Consider the following 21331-nt stretch of genomic DNA (forward strand, 5'->3'; position numbering starts at 1 on the left):
GCATTGCGGCATTGTCACTGGTTTCGCTATGGCTGGCAGGCTGTTCTGACACTTCAAATCCACCGGCACCGGTCAGCTCCGTTAATGGCAATGCGCCCGCAAATACCAATTCTGGTATGTTGATTACGCCGCCGCCGAAAATGGGGACGACGTCTACAGCGCAGCAACCGCAAATTCAGCCGGTACAGCAGCCACAAATTCAGGCTACTCAACAACCGCAAATCCAGCCTATGCAGCCAGTAGCTCAGCAGCCGGTACAGATGGAAAACGGACGAATCGTCTACAACCGTCAGTATGGGAACATTCCGAAAGGCAGTTATAGCGGCAGTACATACACCGTGAAAAAAGGCGACACGCTTTTTTATATCGCCTGGATTACTGGCAACGATTTCCGTGACCTTGCTCAGCGCAACAATATTCAGGCACCATACGCGCTGAACGTCGGTCAGACCTTACAGGTGGGTAATGCTTCCGGTACGCCAATCACAGGCGGAAATGCCATTACCCAGGCCGACGCAGCAGAGCAAGGAGTTGTGATCAAGCCTGCACAAAATTCCACCGTTGCTGTTGCGTCGCAACCGACAATTACGTATTCTGAGTCTTCGGGTGAACAGAGTGCTAACAAAATGTTGCCGAACAACAAGCCAACTGCGACCACGGTCACAGCGCCTGTAACGGTACCAACAGCAAGCACAACCGAGCCGATTGTCAGCAGTACATCAACCAGTACGCCTATCTCCACCTGGCGCTGGCCGACTGAGGGCAAAGTGATCGAAACCTTTGGCGCTTCTGAGGGGGGCAACAAGGGGATTGATATCGCAGGCAGCAAAGGACAGGCAATTATCGCGACCGCGGATGGCCGCGTTGTTTATGCCGGTAACGCGCTGCGCGGCTACGGTAATCTGATTATCATCAAACATAATGATGATTACCTGAGTGCCTACGCCCATAACGACACAATGCTGGTCCGGGAACAACAAGAAGTGAAGGCGGGGCAAAAAATAGCAACCATGGGTAGCACCGGAACCAGTTCAACACGCTTGCATTTTGAAATTCGTTACAAGGGGAAATCCGTAAACCCGCTGCGTTATTTGCCGCAGCGATAAATCGGCGGAACCAGGCTTTTGCTTGAATGTTCCGTCAAGGGATCACGGGTAGGAGCCACCTTATGAGTCAGAATACGCTGAAAGTTCATGATTTAAATGAAGATGCGGAATTTGATGAGAACGGAGTTGAGGTTTTTGACGAAAAGGCCTTAGTAGAAGAGGAACCCAGTGATAACGATTTGGCCGAAGAGGAACTGTTATCGCAGGGAGCCACACAGCGTGTGCTGGACGCGACTCAGCTTTACCTTGGTGAGATTGGTTATTCACCACTGTTAACGGCCGAAGAAGAAGTTTATTTTGCGCGTCGCGCACTGCGTGGAGATGTTGCCTCTCGCCGCCGGATGATCGAGAGTAACTTGCGTCTGGTGGTAAAAATTGCCCGCCGTTATGGCAATCGTGGTCTGGCGTTGCTGGACCTGATCGAAGAGGGCAACCTGGGGCTGATCCGCGCGGTAGAGAAGTTTGACCCGGAACGTGGTTTCCGCTTCTCAACATACGCAACCTGGTGGATTCGCCAGACGATCGAACGGGCGATTATGAACCAAACCCGTACTATTCGTTTGCCGATTCACATCGTAAAGGAGCTGAACGTTTACCTGCGAACCGCACGTGAGTTGTCCCATAAGCTGGACCACGAACCAAGTGCGGAAGAGATCGCAGAGCAACTGGATAAGCCAGTTGATGACGTCAGCCGTATGCTTCGTCTTAACGAGCGCATTACCTCGGTAGACACCCCGCTGGGTGGTGATTCCGAAAAAGCGTTGCTGGACATCCTGGCCGATGAAAAAGAGAATGGTCCGGAAGATACCACGCAAGATGACGATATGAAGCAGAGCATCGTCAAATGGCTGTTCGAGCTGAACGCCAAACAGCGTGAAGTACTGGCACGTCGATTCGGTTTGCTGGGGTACGAAGCGGCAACACTGAAGATGTAGGTCGTGAAATTGGCCTCACCCGTGAACGTGTTCGCCAGATTCAGGTTGAAGGCCTGCGCCGTTTGCGCGAAATCCTGCAAACGCAGGGGCTGAATATCGAAGCGCTGTTCCGTGAGTAAGTAAGCATCTGTCAGAAAGGCCAGTCTCAAGCGAGGCTGGCTTTTTTTCTTTTGGTACATGGTACATGTTGAACTGTTATCGGGTACAGCGTTAAAACTTTATCTGACTGACCAGGGGACGGCACTTTTTAGATGTAGAAGACCGGATAGACGCGTCAGCGTCACATTTGGCAATCATCATTTTAAGCGCACAGTAATTGTCGCCACGCGTTCACCATATTTCACGGCTGTATCCAGATCGCCCGTAGGGATTTGGTCTGCACCCGCATCGGCTGGAGATTGCACCAGCAAACCGACTGAACCGCCCAGATTGTTTACATCTTCCCTGGTTGACGCAAGCACATTGGCAGGAGCCTGACCTAAACTCACCCACAGACCGCCATGCTGTGAAGCCAGCGTTTGCAGATAGATCAGCGTAACTTGTTTATCGCCATTCAGGCTGGCGCTGTTGGTGAAACCCCCGAAGACTTTATCCTGCCATTTACGTGTAAACCACGCTTTGGAACTGGCATCAGCAAATTTCTTGAATTGCCATGGCGCACCGCCCATATAGGTGGGAGCACCGAAGATAATGGCATCGGCTGCGTCCAGTTTTTCCCACTCCTGCTCAGTGATATTTCCTTCGTTATCAATCGAAATTAAATCTGCATGGGCGCCTTGTGCCACTTTTTCAGCAACCAGTTTAGTGTGACCATATCCTGAATAATAAACCACAGCTATGTTTTGCATATAAATATCCTTTTTACTAATGAATGATTTTTTGAGGCAGGTTTTAAAGATGTGGAGTATTATGCCTTGCAGATATTATTTAAACCATCAAATGATGAACATATTTTTTGAATGAGATAAACATAATATTCGAAGAAAAATGAATCTCGTAACGTAGTAATATCTAAAATAACAGTCTGTTCAGAGATGCTATAAATCAACAACACATTAATAAAGGACTACGTATGCAAGGCATTAAAATATATACAATTCTAGCCTCTTCTCTTATATCTGGTAGTATTTTTGCTCAAACGGAAATTTCGACTGCAAATTCGTCTACAGTTAATGCAAGTTATGTTGAACCTTCAGCGGAAAAAATAATATCGCCAAGCGATAAACTCAATAACCTTTTTGAAAGAAATATGTCTCAGCCTTATATTTTACAAAAAATTGGCGAGAGAACTTATTATGTTCAACGCTATTTTTATTCCACTACGTTTTATGTCGGAGACAAAGGGGTTTTGCTGTTTGATGCTCCGGAGGGTCGCGGTAAATATTTATTACAGGCAATTCGTGATGTGACTCCATTACCCGTAACAGCGCTGGTTTATTCTCATTACCATGTGGATCACATTGGCGATAGTCCATTTTGGAACGATGAGGCGAAGAAAGAAGGCGTGAATCTGCGTATTATTGCCAGTAAAGCCACTGCTGAAAAAATGCAATTTATGAACAGTCGCTTACCCGTCGCCACTCAGGTTTTAAGTAAAAAAGATGACCAGTTTAAATTTGAAAAGCAGACCATTGAATTACACCGATTTGTTAAAGCAGGACATACCGACGACCATTCTGTATGGTTGCTAAAACAGGAAAAAGTAGCTCACAGCCCGGATCTCCTGAATCCTGACCAACTGCCGATGATGGGCTTCGCCGTATCGGATACGTTGGTTTACCATGACAGTAATTTGCGTCAGGTTGAAATGCTTGACTGGAAATATTTTATTGGCGGGCATGGTAATATTGGTTCACACGATGATTTTAAATTTCAACGCCAGTTTCTTAATGATCTTCGGGATACGACAATTAAAGTCAGAAAAGAAGAAAGTTTTGGTAAATTTATGAATAAAACGGCAAATAATCATGCTGATTTTGCGCGAGCCCAGCGCGAAGCAATTATTAAGAAAGTAACTGAAGTATTACGTCCGAAATATGGCCATATGTATGGCTACGACGCATCTATGCCTGCTAATATCGAAATGGCAATAAGATTGGTCGGTTCTTATTACTAAGATAAAATCAACTTGCAAGAGACTGTAATTATATTGCAAAGTGAAAATTAACCTCGGTAGCGAGATATTACCGAGGTTAATATTGGCATACATTACACCCTTATCAGGCACTTAAACGATACATCATATCTTATCTGGATTATTAGATGACGAGCCATACGCACCAGGTAATTAAGAATCCGGTAAAACCGAGAATGGTCGTTAACACTGTCCAGGTTTTCAGACCGTCTGCTACCGACAACCCCAGATATTTGGTCACAATCCAGAACCCTGAGTCATTAATATGTGACGCGCCAAGCCCACCAAAGCAGGCTGCCAGCGTCACCAATACGCACTGAATCGGATTTAATCCCATCACCGCTTCTGAGAGTAACCCGCCGGTTGTCAGGATTGCTACGGTTGCTGACCCCTGCGATGCACGCAGCGCCAGTGAAATAATAAATGCGGCTGGTAACAGAGGCAGGTCAATCATTTGTAACATGTTGGCAAGGGCTTTACCGACGCCCGATTCCACCAGCACTTTGCCAAATACCCCTCCAGCACCAGTAACCAAAATCACTACCGCCGCAGTGGGAAGGGCAGAGCCCATAATGTCGCTGGTGTGTTGTAAGCTCCAGCCGCGACGTAAAGCCAATAACCAGAATGCCAGCACCAGCGCAATCATTAGAGCTACCATTGGTGAGCCTATCAACTGTAGCGTACCAAGCAGGGGATGCGAAGGCGGCATCAGTGTTGCAGAAACCGTACCCGCCATGATAATCGCGATAGGAATAACAATTAGCGAGGTGACCAGCGCGACGCCCGGTGGATTTATTTTATCGCTTAATTTTGTCGCGCCTTCCTCACTGGCCGGAGCCAGTTGCATCTGTTCCAGTACCTCGACCGACATCGCATATTGGCGCTTATTGATTATTTTCGCTGCAAAGTAGCCAACAATCCCTACGGGAATAGAAATCGCAATACCGATGATGGTTAGCCAGCCGATGTCTGCGTGGAGTAACCCCGCTGCGGCGACAGGGCCTGGATGCGGCGGTACCGCCACGTGAACAGTGAGCATGATCCCAGCGACAGGCAGGCCAAATTTGAGTGGTGATATTTTGGCAACCTTGGCAAAACCGTAAATGATTGGCGCAAGAATAATAAAGCCGACATCAAAGAAGACGGGAATACCGAGGAAGAACGCTGCCAGAGTCAGCGCAGCGATAGTTCGTTTGTCACCTAACTTGCGACTGAAATAATTAGCCAGTGACTCTGCACCACCAGAGTGTTCGATCATACGCCCCAGCATAGCGCCCAGACCAATAATAATAGTGACGGAACCAAGCACACCGCCCATCCCGGCGATCATCACTTTACCCACTTCGCCCGCCGGTATACCCGCCGCAAGTGCGACTAACAGGCTGACGAGGAGCAGAGCAACGAATGGTTGTACCTTTGCCTTGATGACCAGTAGCAACAGCATGATTACGCCAGCTAACGCAATGCATAACAATGTAATTGTGGACATGGGAAACCCTGTCTGAAAGTTATAGTTAACCTACCCCATCCGTAGATGGGGGGATGTATGGGTACGTTGTAATTAGGGATTGAGCGAATTAGCGCCAGGCGTCAAACCAGCCAAGCCCTTCTTCGGTGAGGCCACGAGGTTTGTATTCACAACCGATCCAGCCCTGATATCCCACTTCATCGAACAGGCGGAACAGCCACGGATAGTTGATTTCTCCATCGTCCGGTTCATGTCGATCAGGTAGTCCGGCAATTTGTACGTGCGCATATTTCCCGGCGTAGTCGCGGATTAAATGTGTCAGGTTGCCATCTACTTTTTGTGCATGGAAAGTATCTAGTTGAATAAACACGTTATCTCGCGCAACCTCTTCAACAATAGCCAGTGCCTGATACTGGCTGGAGAAGAGATAATGAGGCTTAACGCCGGGGCTGAGTGCTTCAACCAATATTCGCTTGCCGTGTGGCGCAAAGCGGTCGGCAGCGTAGCGGAGATTATCAATAAATACTGCCCGGTACCGTTCAGCATCTTCGCCAGCGGGCACGACGCCTGACATCACATGGACTTGTTCACAATTGAGCGCCAATGCATATTCCAGTGCCAGGTCGATGTCTGCGCGTGCTTCGTGCTCACGTCCGGGAAGGGCGGATAATCCCCATTCTCCCGCATTAATATCTCCGGGAGCGGTATTGAACAGCGCCAGCGTCAGGTGGTTTTGCACCAGTTGCTGCTGGATTTGCTGGGGGGAGTAGTCATAGGGAAACAGAAACTCCACAGCATCGAACCCGGCTTTTCGCGCTGCGGCGAAGCGTTCAATAAAAGGCACTTCGGTGAACATCATGGATAAATTAGCTGCAAAACGAGGCATTGCATTAACTCCTTAATTCCGCAATTTCACCTGCGGTCAGATAACGGATCGGGCGGTCACCGAGAATAAAAATCAGCTTTGCCGTTTCCTCCAGCTCTTCCATATTGTTGGCGGCTTCTTGCAGGCTTTCACCGCAAACCACTGGGCCATGATTTGCCAGTAAAAAAGCCTGATTGTCTGCTGCCAGTTCCGCCAGATCCTGTGCGATGCGTTTATCGCCCGGTCGGTAATAGGGCACCAGCGGGACATTACCCATCCGCATCACCACGTATGGTGTGAACGGCCGAATAACGTTATTGCTGTCCAGCCCTTCCAGGCAGGAAAGCGCCGTCGACCACGTACTGTGCAAATGCACTACCGCTTTACAGCGCGGATTGTTGCGATACAGCGCCAGATGAAAGAGCACCTCTTTCGAGGGTTTGTCACCACTTAACCATTCGCCATCCGCGGTGACTTTGGAAAGCCGCTGTGGATCGAGATTGCCCAGGCATGAACCTGTCGGTGTCGCCAGTAAATTCCCGTCAGGTAAAAGCAGCGACAGATTGCCAGCCGAACCAGTTGCATATCCGCGCTGAAAGAATGAACTGGCAATCCGCGTCATCTCCTCTCGCAAAGACTGCTCTACTTTTGCGAAATCGCTCATGATAAAAACTCTCTTTGGGCTCGTGAAAAAAAGGCTTCATCACCGAAGTTGCCAGATTTAAGGGCGAGTGAGACAGGCTTATCCAGTGCGTTTACCCACGGCACGCCGGGGGAAATGGTTGGGCCAATATGAAAACCTTTTATGCCCAGGCTCTGTGTGACTACGCCGGAGGTCTCACCGCCTGCGACAATAAAGCGTGTCACGCCTTCCGCTGCTAACCGCGCCGCTAGTTGAGAAAACAGTGTTTCCACTGCCTGACTGGCTTTTTGTGCACCGTATTGCTGTTGAATTGCTGCCAATGCGTCAGTGCTGGCGGTGGCAAAAACCAGTGGAGCAAGTACACTTTCCTGGCCCAGAACCCACTCTGCCAGCTCGTGTGCATAAGCGGCCAGAGTTTCGGTTGAGAGGCAGCGTGCCACATCAACCTCACGGGCTGGTGCAATTTGACGGTAATGTGCCACCTGGCGGTTGGTCATTTGAGAGCATGAACCGGAGAGCACTACGCTGCGCCCAGCGAGCGGACGCCCTGCTTCGCGAGCCTGGTTACCGTTTTCTTGCGCCCACTGCCGGGCCAGGCCAATGGCCAGACCAGAACCGCCCGTTACCAGTGGGGCATCGCGCAAGGCTTCCCCCTGAATTTCCAGATGGTGTTCGGTCAGCGCATCAAGCACCGCGTAGCGATAGCCCTCTTGCTGTAAGCGAGCCAGCTCCTGACGAACGGCTTTCACACCTTGTTCGAAAACATGTGCTGAAACGACGCCGCAGCGCCCTGTGGATTGCGATTCAACCAGACGGGGAAGATAGCTGTCGGTCATGGGATTTACCGGGTGATGGCGCATCCCGGATTCGGCCAGCAGTTGATTCATTACGAACAAATACCCCTGATAAACCGTACGTCCGTTGACCGGCAGGGCCGGAGAGAAGACCGTAAACGGCGTGTCGAGAGCATCCATTAATGCATCGGTAACCGGGCCGATATTCCCTTTCGCCGTACTGTCGAAAGTAGAGCAGTATTTGAAATAGATCTGTTTGCAACCTTGCTGTTGCAACCAGCTCAGAGCCGCCAGCGATTGCTGTGTGGCTTCAACCACCGGACAGGAGCGCGTTTTCAGGCTGATCACCAGTGCGTCGATTGCTTCCGGCATTTTACCTGTTGGAACACCGTTAATTTGTACCGTTGGTAGACCGTTTTCCACCAGAAAACTGGCGATATCCGTCGCGCCGGTAAAATCATCGGCGATAACGCCAATCTTGATCATGATTTCGCTCCCGGTAGAGTGATGCCAGAGAAAATCTTGATAACTGCGCTATCGTCTTCTTTCCCGTAACCCGCGTTACTGGCGCTGGTGAACATATTCAATGCTGTTGAGGCCAATGGCAGCGGGAAGTGCAGGGCTTTGGCGGTATCGGCAACCAGACCAAGATCCTTAACAAAAATATCGACGGCTGAATGCGGGGTGTAATCGCCATCCACCACATGACGCATCCGGTTTTCGAACATCCATGAATTTCCGGCGGCATTGGTCACGACGTCATACATCACATCCAGCGGGATCCCCGCACGGGCTGCAAGCGCCATCGCTTCGGCTCCGGCAGCAATATGTACGCCCGCTAACAACTGGTGGATAATTTTTACGGTCGAACCCAGTCCCGGTTCTGAACCGATGCGATAAACTTTTCCGGCAACGGCTTCCAGCACGGGTGCCAGTCGTTCAAAGGCAATATCGCTACCGGAGGCCATGACAGTCATTTCACCGTTAGCGGCTTTTACCGCACCACCAGAAACCGGCGCATCCAGCATTTCCAGACCGAATCCAGCCAGAGCGGTAGCAATTTCTTGCGCATCAGCACTGGCGATAGTGGAAGAAACCATTACTGCCGTACCGGGTTTCAGATGTTGTGCAACGCCTTTTTCACCAAACAGCACCTGTTTAACCTGGGTCGCATTGACCACCAGCACCAGCAGAGCGTCCAGTTTTTCGGCAAACGTCGCGGCGTTATCAGAAACTCCGCAAGCACCAGCCTCTTTCAACGTAGCGCAGGCATTGCTGTTCAGGTCTGCGCCCCAGGTAGAAAGACCTGCGCGGACACATGACAGTGCTGCTCCCATTCCCATTGACCCTAAGCCAACGATACCGACATGAAACTCCGATCCCGTTTTCATCTGCTCTCCTTGTTAATTTAAGTGATATTTTGTTTGATGTTGTGAATATAAGCGCGGAAAGATAACGATATGGTGAGCTGATTCACAAAAATTAACATTGCGTGTTATTTTATGTGAACTAAGCGTTAGTTGCGCCGCGCACGTTTCGCAGGCAAATAGCGTAGAATGTCAGCAGGACAAAGGAAGGAGCAAAAGTTGATACCCGTAGAGCGTCGCCAAATCATCCTTGAGATGGTAGCTGAAAAAGGCATTGTTAGTATTGCTGAACTAACGGACAGAATGAATGTGTCACATATGACCATTCGTCGGGATTTACAAAAACTGGAGCAGCAGGGAGCCGTTGTGTTGGTGTCCGGGGGCGTCCAGTCTCCGGGACGCGTGGCACATGAACCTTCTCATCAGGTAAAAACTGCGCTGGCAATGACGCAAAAAGCGGCTATTGGCAAGCTGGCGGCAAGTCTTGTTCAGCCGGGACGTTGTATCTATCTGGATGCGGGAACGACCACGTTAGCGATTGCACAGCATCTGACTCACATGGAGCCACTCACAGTGGTTACTAACGACTTCGTTATTGCGGACTACTTGCTCGACAACAGTAATTGCACAATTATTCACACTGGCGGCGCAGTGTGTCGGGAAAACCGTTCCTGTGTTGGGGAAGCCGCTGCGACCATGCTGCGTAGCCTGATGATTGATCAGGCTTTTATTTCTGCATCGTCATGGAGTGTGCGGGGGATCTCTACGCCAGCAGAAGATAAAGTCACGGTGAAACGGGCGATTGCCAGTGCCAGCCGCCAGCGAGTTTTGGTCTGTGATGCGACGAAATATGGACAGGTGGCGACATGGCTGGCGTTACCATTAAGCGAGTTTGATCAGATCATTACTGACGATGGTCTGCCGGAGAGTGCCAGCCGCGCGCTGGCGAAGCTGGATCTCTCTTTGCTGGTAGCGAAAAATGAATAATGACCTGCAATAACGCCGGGTTACTCATGCTTCACAGAAGAAGCATGAGACTACTTTATTTTATAAAATGACAGCCGCCCGCTTTTCGGCGATCCGGTATCTATATAAATCTGGTTAGCGAACGTCTGAATGTTATCAAACATCATATGACCAAATATAAAGAAGTCGGCGCCGTTTATTTTTTGTAATTCGCTATTAAGTGATTTCTGCACACGATCAACAGGCCAGAGTAATTCGCTCTCCGCTATTTCTTTGCCAAACTGATACTCCTTCCCCGGATAATCTGCATGTGCGATGACATATTTTATGGTGTCGTTAGTGATTTCAATAATATGTGGAAGGTGATGGAATTTCAGCAACAGATCTATTGCCTCTTGTTGCTCTGAATCATTTAAATCGAAAAACCAGTCACCACCGCTGGCAAGCCACATATTTCCATCGCCAGTTTCGAATGCCTCAAGCGCCATCGCTTCGTGGTTGCCTTTAGCCGATGTAAACCAGGGCTGGTTTAACAGGCGCAGCACGTTAAGACTCTCCGGCCCATGATCAATGTTATCGCCGACAGAAATAAGTAAGTCGGTTTCAGGACAAAAAGAGAGTTGATGTAAGCGGGATTGTAATAATTGATAGTCACCATGAATATCACCAACGGCCCATATATGGCGATAGTGATGGGCATTGATTTTTTGATAGCGCGTAGATGGCATGGTTTTACCCTGTAAAATAAGTTTTCCTATTATACAGGGTATTTTTATTTGATTCGTCAGTTGTCGTTAATATTCCCGATAGCAAAAGGCTATCGGGAATTATTATTACACCAGACTCTTCAAGCGATAAATCCACTCCAGCGCCTGACGCGGAGTCAGTGAATCCGGGTCGAGGTTTTCCAGTGCCTCGACCGCAGGCGAAGTTTCTTCCGGTACGGACAGCAAAGACATTTGTGTACCATCCACTTGCGTAGCAGCGGCGTTCGGCGAAATGCTTTCCAGCTCACGCAGTTTTTGCCGTGCGCGCTTAATAACCTCTTTTGGCACACCCGCCAGAGCTGCAACCGCCAGGCCGTAGCTTTTGCTCGCTGCGCCATCCTGCACGCTATGCATAAAGGCAATGGTGTCGCCGTGCTCCAGTGCATCGAGATGCACGTTGGCGACGCCTTCCATTTTCTCCGGTAACTGGGTCAGCTCGAAATAGTGGGTAGCAAACAGCGTCAACGCTTTGATCTTATTTGCCAGATTTTCCGCACATGCCCACGCCAGCGACAGACCATCGTAAGTGGACGTTCCACGCCCGATCTCATCCATCAACACCAGACTGTATTCGGTGGCGTTATGTAAAATATTGGCGGTTTCGGTCATCTCCACCATAAAGGTTGAACGCCCGGAAGCCAGATCATCCGCAGCACCTACGCGGGTAAAGATACGGTCAATCGGGCCAATCTCGACTTTTTGCGCCGGTACGTAGCTGCCGATATACGCCATCAGCGCAATCAACGCGGTCTGGCGCATATAGGTACTTTTACCGCCCATGTTCGGACCGGTAATGATCAACATGCGACGTTGCGGCGACAGGTTTAGCGGGTTAGCGATAAACGGCTCATTCAGTACTTGTTCAACTACCGGATGGCGACCTTCGGTAATGCGAATGCCAGGTTTATCAATAAAGGTCGGGCAGGTGTAGTTCAGGGTATAGGCCCGTTCCGCCAGGTTCACCAGCACGTCGAGTTCCGCCAGCGCGCTCGCGCTCTGTTGCAACGCTTCCAGATGCGGCAACAGCAGGTCGAACAGCTCTTCATAAAGTTGTTTTTCCAGAGCCAGTGCTTTGCCTTTTGAGGTGAGAACTTTATCTTCGTACTCTTTCAGCTCCGGAATAATGTAACGCTCGGCGTTTTTCAGCGTCTGGCGACGCATGTAGTTGATTGGTGCCAGATGGCTTTGCCCACGGCTGATTTGAATGTAGTAGCCGTGCACCGCATTAAAGCCAACTTTCAGCGTGTCCAGGCCGGTACGTTCACGCTCGCGGACCTCCAGACGCTCCAGATAATCGGTCGCGCCGTCAGCCAGCGCGCGCCACTCATCCAGCTCTTCGTTATAGCCCGATGCGATAACACCACCGTCGCGTACCAGCACCGGTGGTGTGTCGATGATTGCTCGCTCCAGCAGATCGCGCAGCTCGGCAAACTCGCCCATCTTCTCACGCAGCGCTTGTACCGGTGCACTATCGACATTTTCTAACTGCGCACGCAACTCTGGCAGTTGCTGGAAAGCGTGACGCATACGGGCCAGATCGCGCGGGCGAGCGGTACGCAACGCCAGACGCGCCAGAATACGTTCCAGGTCGCCCACCTGACGCAGTACCGGCTGTAACTCGGCGGTGAAATCCTGCAATGCGCCAATAGTTTGCTGGCGCTCAAGCAACACGCGGGTATCGCGCACTGGCATATGCAGCCAGCGTTTCAGCATACGACTACCCATCGGCGTTACAGTGCAGTCGAGTACGGAAGCCAGCGTATTTTCCGCACCGCCGGCCAGGTTCTGAGTAATTTCCAGGTTACGACGCGTCGCGGCATCCATAATGATGCTGTCCTGCTGACGTTCCATAGTGATAGAACGAATATGCGGCAGGGTCGTGCGTTGGGTATCTTTCGCATACTGCAACAGACAACCGGCAGCACAAAGTCCGCGTGGTGCGTTCTCCACACCAAAACCGACCAGATCTCGGGTGCCAAATTGCAGGTTCAATTGCTGGCGAGCGGTGTCGATTTCAAACTCCCACAGCGGGCGACGACGCAGGCCGCGGCGACCTTCAATCAGCGACATCTCGGCGAAATCTTCCGCATACAGTAATTCCGCTGGATTCGTACGTTGCAGTTCTGCCGCCATCGTTTCGCGGTCCGCCGGTTCGCTCAGGCGAAAACGACCGGAACTGATATCCAGCGTTGCGTAGCCGAAACCTTTACTGTCCTGCCAGATAGCCGCCAGCAGGTTGTCCTGACGTTCCTGCAACAGCGCTTCATCGCTGATGGTGCCCGGCGTAACGATACGGACAACTTTGCGCTCGACCGGCCCTTTGCTGGTCGCCGGATCGCCAATCTGTTCACAAATAGCAACCGATTCGCCCTGGTTCACCAGTTTGGCGAGGTAGTTTTCCACCGCATGGTAGGGAATCCCCGCCATCGGGATTGGCTCTCCCGCTGAAGCACCGCGTTTGGTCAGTGAAATATCCAGCAGTTGCGACGCCCGTTTTGCGTCGTCATAAAACAGTTCATAAAAGTCGCCCATCCGGTAAAACAGCAGGATCTCGGGATGCTGGGCTTTCAGCTTGAGATACTGCTGCATCATGGGCGTATGGGCGTCGAAATTTTCTATTGTACTCATGGGGTTAAGTCCGGCTCCCTGATGTTAAATGTAGTGTGATGGTTTTTATTTTCGTTGTAATCACATAAGGCGCACATGATACCGGAGTTAATCATTTCAGGGGAAGACGCGAAAGGTGAGTTCTTGATGTCGGTTCCGCGAAAAATGCTGCTTTGCAGCTTTTGCGTGATGACGATGAAACAAGATCGCCAAATTCGTCGGTTGAAGAAACCTCCTCCTTCAGAGACATAGTCCCCTTTAAAATTAAGTTGTAATATAAATGCACCTTAAGAGTATGGAGGCAGCATGTCCGGCAAGCGTATCTCTCGTGAAAAACTGACGATTAAAAAAATGATCGATCTTTATCAAGCGAAATGCCCGCAGGCGTCAGCAGAGCCGGAGCATTACGAGGCGTTGTTTGCTTACGCGAAAAAGCGGCTGGATAAATGTGTGTTCGGCGAAGAGAAACCAGCCTGTAAGCAGTGTCCGGTGCACTGTTACCAGCCTGCAAAGCGTGAAGAGATGAAACAGATTATGCGTTGGGCCGGGCCGAGAATGCTGTGGCGTCATCCGATCTTAACCGTGCGTCATCTCATCGATGACAAGCGTCCGGTGCCGGAGTTGCCAGAAAAATATCGTCCAAAGAAATAAATCTGCCGGAGAGCCATACTCTCCGGCAAATACGGCGCTTACGCTTTGGTGGCAATCAGGATGGCTGATGCTTTGATCAATGCAATAACGCGCGAGCCAGTGGTGAGTTTCATTTCATCCTGACTTTCATTTGTTACCACTGCCACAATTTCAAAACCCGCATCCGTTTTGATATGGACAGTGGCGTTCACTGCGCCTTCGGTGATTGTCGACACGCTGCCAGCAAACTGGTTGCGAGCAGAGAATTTCAGTCCACAGTCTTCCGTTGCCAGCGTGACCCACGGGGCTTTAATCAGGGCAATCGCTTCTTTCCCTTTCGCCAGACCCAGCGCTTGCTGGCTGCTGTGAGTCACAATTGCCACCAGCTTTGCACCACCTGCCAGCGTCAGTTCTACTTCATCATTCACAGCGCCCATTGCTACTGCGCTAACTGTTCCGGTTAATTGATTTCTTGCTGAAACTGCCATACTGCCTCCTTTCATTGAATGTTGATCGAGTATAACCACATCTGTTAAATCAATGCCGATTTATCAATTCCCAGTCGCTTCATCCGTGACAGCAGAGTCGTGCGTTTCAGCCCCAGACGTTGCGCAGCGCCTTTAGGCCCGGCAACCACGCCGTTTGTTTCTTTCAGCACGCGAACAATCAACTGATATTCATCTTCGCCCTCCTGGGCGACAACCGTTGCGGCAGGCGGCGTTTCAGGTTCTGGTAAAGCAATATCTGGCAATGACAGCTGCAGCACGTTGCCGCGTGTTAGCAATACCGCGCGCTCAATGACGTTTTCCAGCTCACGCACGTTGCCCGGCCATTCCATGTTGCTCAGGATGCGCAGCGTCTCGGCAGGAATGCTGTCGATATTGCGCCCCAGACGACGGGCAATTTTGAAGGTAAAGGCTTTCGCCAGCAGCGGAATATCTTCCGGACGCTCGCGTAGTGGCGGCAGGTGGATCGGGAATACGTTCAGGCGGTAATAGAGATCGCTACGGAACTCTCGGTCGGCGACCATTTTTTTCAGATCGCGGTTAGTCGCGGCAATTAAACGTACGTCCGTCTGAATGATTTTGTTGCTGCCGAGACGTTCAAACTCCTGTTCCTGTAATACACGCAGCAACTTCGGCTGTAACTCCAGCGGCATATCGCCCACTTCATCGAGGAATAGTGAGCTTTTATCCGCCAGTTCAAAACGACCAATGCGCTGAGCGCTGGCACCGGTAAAAGCCCCACGCTCATGACCAAATAGATCGCTTTCCAGCAATCCGGCAGGCATCGCCGCGCAGTTCATTTTGACCATACGGCGATTATTACGCCCACTGAGATTATGGATCGCGCGGGCAATCAGCTCTTTACCTGTACCAGTTTCACCGAGGATCAGAACGGTACTGTCACTTTGCGCCACCATTTCCACTTGTTTAAGTACGCTGTACATGGCTTCGCTGCGGCCAATAATCTCGCCAAATTCACTATCAACATTGTTGAGCTGCTCGGTCAGGGCGAGGTTTTCATCAACCAGCCGTTCTTTCAGACGATGAATTTCCTGATAGGCGAGGGCGTTATCGACAGCGATTGCCACACGTTCGGCAATCTGGCGCAGTAAATTCAGATTGGTAGTGGTAAAGACTTTCTCTTCGCATTGCGCCAGTTTTAGCACGCCCAGCATAGTGTCGCCAGACATCAGCGGTAACAGGCACAAGGTTTGAATCTGGTTGCCCCAGGTGTTGAACAACATGCGTTCATAGGGGGCTAAATCGTCCCGCTCGTGGAGATTAATCAACAGCATCTCTTTACTTTTGAAGACGCGTTCGGTGAGGGTTCCGGCTTCATCGACTTCGCTCTGTTCGTGAGCGGGATGCTGTTTATCAAGATAGTGAGTGGAGTAGATGTTGAGTTTGTTTTTACGGTGGCTGCGTAAGACGATGCTGATATCGTCAATGTCGAAGTAGTAGTGGATTTCTTTGGCGACTTCGCTGACCAGTTCGTCCATATCCAGGCGGGAAAGCACCGCGTTAGTGATGGCGACCAGGATGCGGAAGTTATCGCGTTCCCGGCATAACAACTCATAGTCGACATTGTTAACGACGCGGCTCTGGATTTGTTCGGTGACGACAGAAACGATCTGCGTAAATGTTTGCAGACGATTGAACTCTTTTTCGCTCCAGGGGCGATCGTCATAACGAATAAATTCACAGCCACCAAAAATATGCCCTTCCGCCGCCAGTGGCATCAGGCAATAGTGACCAAATTTGGGGTATAGCCCACCTGTGGCCAGCTGCGGCCAGGTTTCACAAAATTCTTCGTAACTGCAATGCAGCGTATCAGGGCGCGACAAAATGCTGCGTACCGGACCGTGTGCCAGAACAGTTTCGTCTTCATATTTAATGGGGGTGTCTTTTTCACGCGATGCGTAATAAGACGCACGTTGAGTCTGCGCTTGCCACAACACAATCGCCGCGTTGTCGGCGAGCGCAGAACGCTTTACCAGTTGCGAAAGAGCCTCACACAGCGAGGCCAGATCGGGCTGCTGCAATAGTGTCCGAGTGATGTCGAACAACCCTTGCTGTCCGAGATCACTCATCGGTGTATATGACATTTTGTTCTTCCAGGAAAGCACCGCAAAGCGGTGCAAAAGGTCATTGACTAACTATAGGAGATTTAGAATTTTATTAGCATATACGCGGAAGCGGTTCGGCGTGCGGTAGATCGAGGGTTCGTTTCACGCCATACAGACCGGCAAGACGAACACCTTTACGTTCTACTACTTCGCCAATCAGCGCCGCATCTTTTCCCAATGGATGGGAATGTAACGCCGCCAGCACTTGCTCTGCTGCGTTGCGTTCAACGGCGATCACCAGTTTGCCTTCGTTGGCAAAGTTAAGGGCGTCCAGTCCCAGCAGTTCGCAAACGCCGCGCACAGCAGGTTTAACCGGCAGTGCCGCTTCTGAAAGTTCAATACCACAACCGCAGGCTGCCGCGAACTCATGAACCACCGCGTTTACACCACCACGGGTGGCATCACGCAGCGCTTTCACGCCGGGAATGTCACGCAGCGTCTGAATAAGCGGCGTCAGCACCGCGCAGTCGCTGACCAGTTCTCCATCCAGCCCTAGTTGCTCACGCAGGTTAAGGATAGTCGCCCCGTGGTCGCCGAGTGTACCGCTAACCAGCAATACATCGCCTGCGGTTAGCGTCTGTGCGCCCCAGTGAATATTCGCCGGAATTGCGCCCATGCCAGCGGTGTTGATAAACAGTTTATCTGCCGCGCCGCGCTGTACCACTTTGGTATCGCCAGTAACGATGGCAATGCCTGCCGCACGGGCGGTTTCTGCCATGCTGGTCACTACGGCTTTCAGTGTCTCCATCGGCAATCCTTCTTCGAGGATAAAGCCACAGGAGAGATAGCGCGGAATTGCGCCACTGACCGCAACGTCATTGGCGGTGCCGCAAATCGCCAGCTTGCCGATATTACCGCCAGGAAAGAACAGCGGGTCAATGACGTAACTGTCGGTGGAGAACGCCAGACGGTCGCCTTCCGCTACCAGCTGTACCAAATCAAGACGGGCCTGATCTTCCTGCTCTGCCAGCCACGGGTTGGCAAAGGCTTCCATAAACAGGCTGTTGATTAATTGCTGCATCGCCTGGCCGCCGCTACCGTGGGCGAGTTGGATATTATTCACGCTTCACTCTCCTGCTGACGATACTGATACCACGCGGCGCACGCTCCTTCGGAGGAAACCATCAGCGCACCAAACGCGGTTTGAGGATTACAGGTGTTACCAAACAGCGGGCATTGATGCGGCTTACATTTGCCCGTCAAGACTTCGCCACAACGCGCACGCGGGTCATCGCAGACCTGCTGCGGTGCCGGGCGGAAATGTGTTTCGGCATCGAATCGTTGATAATCCGGCGTCAGGTGCACGCCAGAAGATTCAATCACGCCTAAGCCGCGCCATTCACTGTCGCCGTTGACACAGAACACATCGGCAATCGCCTGTTGCGCCAGCAGGTTACCGGCATCCGGTACCACCCGACGATACTGATTCTCTACCTTGCTGTGGGCCGCTATTTTCTGCTCCACCAGCATCACCACGCCTTGAAGTAGATCAAGGGGTTCGAAACCAGCGACCACCAGCGGACGATGAAAATCGCTGGCGATAAAATTATAGGCATCAGTGCCGATAACCATACTGACGTGGCCCGGCGCGAGGAACGCGTCGATACCGTTATCTGGCTGTTCCAGCAAACTGCGCAGCGTCGGGATAAGCGTAATGTGCTGGCAGAAGAAGTAAAAATTCTGCACATCGCGGGCTTTCGCCTGTTGCAGAGTGATGGCGGTGGTCGGCATGGTGGTTTCAAAACCTAAGCCGAAGAATACCACTTTACGGGTTGGATTCTCCTGCGCCAGTTTCAACGCATCCATTGGCGAGTAAACGATGCGCACATCGGCACCGCGTGCTTTTGCTTGCAACAGCGACCCCTGTTTCCCTGGTACGCGCATGGCATCGCCAAAGGTACAGAAGATGACTTCCGGATGGCTGGCAATCTCCACGCAGGTGTCGATTCTACCCATTGGCAGTACGCACACCGGGCAACCCGGACCGTGGATAAACTCAACGTTTTCCGGTAGCAACTGGTCGAGGCCGAATTTAAAAATGGCGTGGGTATGACCGCCACACACTTCCATAATCCGCAGAGGGCGTTCGGCGGTGTAAGAGAGATGTGAAGCACGTTCGCGCAGATGCTCAATTAACTGCATTACCTGTTCCGGCGCGCGATATTCATCAACAAAACGCATTATTTTTCCTCGCCATACAACAGCGCGCCGACATCTGGCTCAACGTCAAACATGTTTTGTAAGGCGTCGAGAGTGTCGCGTGCTTCGGCTTCATTAATTACGCTCATGGCAAAGCCAACGTGAACCAGTACCCACTGGCCCACGCGTGGCTGACCGTTTTCATCGCAGCTGCCGACTAACGTTAAATCGACATCGCGCTGAATGCCGCAGACGTCGACTTTCGCCTGGTTGCCGTCAATAGTGCGGATCTGGCCGGGAACGCCTATGCACATCGCTGTGTCTCCAGCCAGTTCAGCCACTGGTCCATCCCTTCGCCGCTGGTGGCGGAAATAAGGATGATTTCAATTTCTGGATTGACTTCACGGGCGCAGGCGATGCACTTCTCAACGTCAAAGTTGAGATACGGCAGCAAGTCAACTTTGTTGAGCAGCATCAGCGAGGCGGCGGCAAACATGTGCGGATATTTCAGCGGTTTGTCTTCACCTTCGGTAACGGAAAGCACCGCCACTTTGTGTTTTTCACCGAGATCGAAGCTGGCCGGGCAAACGAGGTTACCGACGTTTTCGATAAACAGAATACCGTTATCATCCAGTGGCAGGCGCGGCGCGGCGTCGGCAATCATCTGTGCGTCAAGATGGCAGCCTTTACCGGTGTTCACCTGAATCGCTGGTGTGCCGGTAGCGCGAATGCGCGCGGCATCGTTCACGGTTTGCTGGTCGCCTTCAATAACCGCGCACGGAACGCTGTCTTTCAGGCGCATTAAGGTTTCCGTCAGCAGGGTGGTTTTACCGGAACCAGGGCTGGAAACCAGGTTGAGCACCAGTTGCTTGCGGGCAGCAAAGCGCGCGCGGTTGCGTTCAGCCAGACGGTTATTTTTGTCCAGCACGTCAATTTCGACTTCCAGCATCCGACGCTGGCTCATGCCCGGCGCGTGAGTGCCCGCTTCGCCATGACCGTAATGCAGGTCGCCTTCTTCAGTCTGGCTGGGGGTAAATTCAGGCGCTTTAATGCCGGTGATTTTCATCTTCGGGCGTGCCGCCGGGGCAAATGGCGCGCTACGAAACGCGGAATGAGGGTTATGTTCATCACCCTCAATATAGAGGTTGCCTTCACCGCAACCGCATGTTGTACACATCGCTCACTCCTGGTCTATTTCTATCCGCCGAATCTGTAAACCGTCGTCTGCCACAATCTGTAGCATGTCACCATGACACAGTGGACAGCGGCGGACGCGCTGGGTCAGTAGCGTCACATACTGTTGGCATGTTTCACACCAGCATTCGGCCTCTTGTTCTTCGAGGTGCAGTTTACAACCTTCCGCCACGCTGCCGCGGCAAACCAGATCAAAACAAAAGGCAAGAGAGCTGGTTTCGACACAAGAAAATGCGCCAATTTTGAGCCAGACCCCAGTTACGCGTTTTGCGCCGTGTTTTGCGGCCTGCTGTTCGATCAATTCCAGTGCCCGTTGGCAGAGGGTTATTTCGTGCATATCGCCTCCCATTAACTATTGCCAGCTACAAGCAATAATTGTGCCAGTGTTGATTATCCCTGCGGTGAATAATGTCGATGATGTCGAAATGACACGTCGACACGGCGACGAAATTCATCTTTAGCTTAGAAATCGCTTTAATAACAATGAATTAAAAGTTGGCACAGAAAATGCTTAAAGCTGGCATCTCTGTTAAACGGGTAACCTGACAATGACTATTTGGGAAATAAGCGAGAAAGCCGATTACATCGCACAGCGGCATCGTCGCCTACAGGACCAGTGGCACATCTACTGCAATTCGCTGGTTCAGGGGATCACGTTATCGAAAGCGCGCCTGCATCACGCCATGAGCTGCGCGCCGGACAAAGAACTCTGTTTCGTCCTTTTTGAACATTTTCGCATTTACGTCACCCTGGCGGATGGCTTTAACAGCCACACCATCGAGTATTACGTCGAAACAAAAGATGGCGAAGACAAACAGCGGATTGCGCAGGCGCAGTTGAGCATTGACGGCATGATTGATGGCAAGGTCAACATCCGCGATCGCGAACAAGTTTTGGAACACTATCTCGAAAAAATCGCTGGCGTTTACGACAGCTTATATACCGCCATTGAAAACAATGTGCCGGTGAATTTAAGCCAACTGGTAAAGGGACAAAGCCCGGTAGCATGAGCTGAGGCTTTGCCCGTTTTGCAGGCGTTACGCCTGTTTGGGGATGGGCGTGTCGATGAGTGTCGAAAATGACA

Annotated in this window: 20 protein-coding genes and 1 pseudogene; 6 read left to right on the top strand and 15 right to left on the bottom strand. The window is 51.2% G+C overall.

All coding sequences use genetic code 11. From position 1 onward, the window contains the following. The first annotated feature begins 11 nt into the window (after positions 1-11). On the top strand, positions 12-1106 hold the full coding sequence (gene nlpD, locus HBM92_RS05630; protein ID WP_306163061.1) for a murein hydrolase activator NlpD: 1095 nt from the start codon (positions 12-14) through the stop codon (positions 1104-1106). 62 nt (positions 1107-1168) lie between these two features. Continuing rightward, positions 1169-2160 (top strand): annotated as a pseudogene (gene rpoS / locus HBM92_RS05635) (RNA polymerase sigma factor RpoS). Between the two features lie 177 nt (positions 2161-2337). Here the strand turns inward: rpoS and HBM92_RS05640 are convergent. Further along, complete coding sequence (locus HBM92_RS05640; RefSeq protein WP_001179443.1) at positions 2338-2889, bottom strand: flavodoxin family protein; 552 nt, start codon at positions 2887-2889, stop codon at positions 2338-2340. A gap of 224 nt (positions 2890-3113) precedes the next feature. On the opposite strand from HBM92_RS05640, the gene HBM92_RS05645 reads away from it, so the two are divergent. Further along, positions 3114-4157: an MBL fold metallo-hydrolase gene (locus HBM92_RS05645; RefSeq protein WP_001161573.1), complete on the top strand. Its 1044-nt coding sequence runs from the start codon at positions 3114-3116 to the stop codon at positions 4155-4157. A gap of 142 nt (positions 4158-4299) precedes the next feature. Here HBM92_RS05645 and HBM92_RS05650 read toward each other — a convergent pair whose 3' ends face one another. From HBM92_RS05650 to ltnD, 5 genes are all read right to left on the bottom strand, one after another. Beyond that, positions 4300-5664, bottom strand: coding sequence for a GntP family transporter (locus HBM92_RS05650; protein WP_000104433.1), 1365 nt, complete (start codon positions 5662-5664; stop codon positions 4300-4302). Between the two features lie 88 nt (positions 5665-5752). Then, complete coding sequence (locus HBM92_RS05655) at positions 5753-6529, bottom strand: HPr family phosphocarrier protein (RefSeq protein WP_001136915.1); 777 nt, start codon at positions 6527-6529, stop codon at positions 5753-5755. 4 nt (positions 6530-6533) lie between these two features. Further along, the gene (locus HBM92_RS05660) at positions 6534-7172 is read right to left on the bottom strand and encodes an aldolase (RefSeq protein WP_001279001.1); all 639 of its coding nucleotides are present in this window, start codon (positions 7170-7172) and stop codon (positions 6534-6536) included. Next, complete coding sequence (gene otnK, locus HBM92_RS05665; protein WP_000590418.1) at positions 7169-8431, bottom strand: 3-oxo-tetronate kinase; 1263 nt, start codon at positions 8429-8431, stop codon at positions 7169-7171. Before otnK ends, HBM92_RS05660 begins: the two co-directional genes overlap by 4 nt. Further along, a complete protein-coding gene (gene ltnD / locus HBM92_RS05670; protein WP_000847998.1) occupies positions 8428-9336 on the bottom strand; it encodes an L-threonate dehydrogenase in 909 nt (302 codons plus the stop codon). The genes otnK and ltnD overlap by 4 nt, the downstream gene beginning before the upstream one ends. Before the next feature lie 195 nt (positions 9337-9531). On the opposite strand from ltnD, the gene ygbI reads away from it, so the two are divergent. Continuing rightward, on the top strand, positions 9532-10299 hold the full coding sequence (ygbI, locus tag HBM92_RS05675) for a DNA-binding transcriptional repressor YgbI (RefSeq protein WP_001298167.1): 768 nt from the start codon (positions 9532-9534) through the stop codon (positions 10297-10299). A gap of 50 nt (positions 10300-10349) precedes the next feature. Here the strand turns inward: ygbI and pphB are convergent, their stop codons facing one another. Together pphB and mutS are read right to left on the bottom strand one after the other, a co-directional pair. Then, entirely contained in the window at positions 10350-11006 is a 657-nt protein-coding gene (gene pphB / locus HBM92_RS05680) for a protein-serine/threonine phosphatase (protein ID WP_001141289.1), read from the bottom strand. 105 nt (positions 11007-11111) lie between these two features. Continuing rightward, positions 11112-13673 (bottom strand): DNA mismatch repair protein MutS, encoded by a 2562-nt coding sequence (gene mutS / locus HBM92_RS05685; RefSeq protein ID WP_000103863.1) that lies wholly within the window; start codon positions 13671-13673, stop codon positions 11112-11114. A 285-nt stretch (positions 13674-13958) separates the two neighbouring features. Between mutS and HBM92_RS05690 the strand changes: the two genes are divergently transcribed. Further along, on the top strand, positions 13959-14303 hold the full coding sequence (locus HBM92_RS05690; protein WP_000015480.1) for a nitrous oxide-stimulated promoter family protein: 345 nt from the start codon (positions 13959-13961) through the stop codon (positions 14301-14303). 38 nt (positions 14304-14341) lie between these two features. Here the strand turns inward: HBM92_RS05690 and HBM92_RS05695 are convergent, their stop codons facing one another. From HBM92_RS05695 to hypA, 7 genes are all read right to left on the bottom strand, one after another. Next, the gene (locus HBM92_RS05695) at positions 14342-14770 is read right to left on the bottom strand and encodes a molybdopterin-binding protein (RefSeq protein WP_000301062.1); all 429 of its coding nucleotides are present in this window, start codon (positions 14768-14770) and stop codon (positions 14342-14344) included. Between the two features lie 44 nt (positions 14771-14814). Then, positions 14815-16893, bottom strand: coding sequence for a formate hydrogenlyase transcriptional activator FlhA (gene flhA, locus HBM92_RS05700; protein WP_000122674.1), 2079 nt, complete (start codon positions 16891-16893; stop codon positions 14815-14817). 73 nt (positions 16894-16966) lie between these two features. Next, positions 16967-17977: a hydrogenase maturation carbamoyl dehydratase HypE gene (gene hypE, locus HBM92_RS05705; protein ID WP_001059947.1), complete on the bottom strand. Its 1011-nt coding sequence runs from the start codon at positions 17975-17977 to the stop codon at positions 16967-16969. Continuing rightward, on the bottom strand, positions 17974-19095 hold the full coding sequence (gene hypD, locus HBM92_RS05710) for a hydrogenase formation protein HypD (RefSeq protein WP_001212984.1): 1122 nt from the start codon (positions 19093-19095) through the stop codon (positions 17974-17976). The genes hypE and hypD overlap by 4 nt, the downstream gene beginning before the upstream one ends. Next, positions 19095-19367, bottom strand: a complete 273-nt coding sequence (gene hypC / locus HBM92_RS05715) for a hydrogenase 3 maturation protein HypC (RefSeq protein ID WP_000334881.1) — start codon at positions 19365-19367, stop codon at positions 19095-19097. The genes hypD and hypC overlap by 1 nt, the downstream gene beginning before the upstream one ends. Further along, on the bottom strand, positions 19358-20230 hold the full coding sequence (gene hypB / locus HBM92_RS05720; protein ID WP_000337665.1) for a hydrogenase nickel incorporation protein HypB: 873 nt from the start codon (positions 20228-20230) through the stop codon (positions 19358-19360). The genes hypC and hypB overlap by 10 nt, the downstream gene beginning before the upstream one ends. 3 nt (positions 20231-20233) lie before the next feature. Next, positions 20234-20584 carry a hydrogenase maturation nickel metallochaperone HypA gene (hypA, locus tag HBM92_RS05725; protein ID WP_001442018.1) on the bottom strand — a complete coding sequence of 117 codons (351 nt, stop codon included), beginning with the start codon at positions 20582-20584 and terminating at the stop codon, positions 20234-20236. A 211-nt stretch (positions 20585-20795) separates the two neighbouring features. Between hypA and hycA the strand changes: the two genes are divergently transcribed. Beyond that, on the top strand, positions 20796-21257 hold the full coding sequence (gene hycA / locus HBM92_RS05730; protein WP_000158058.1) for a formate hydrogenlyase regulator HycA: 462 nt from the start codon (positions 20796-20798) through the stop codon (positions 21255-21257). Positions 21258-21331: the final 74 nt, after the last annotated feature.

It is taken from the genome of Escherichia sp. E.sYA108 (assembly GCF_011754335.1).
Classification (GTDB): Bacteria; Pseudomonadota; Gammaproteobacteria; order Enterobacterales; family Enterobacteriaceae; genus Escherichia; species Escherichia coli.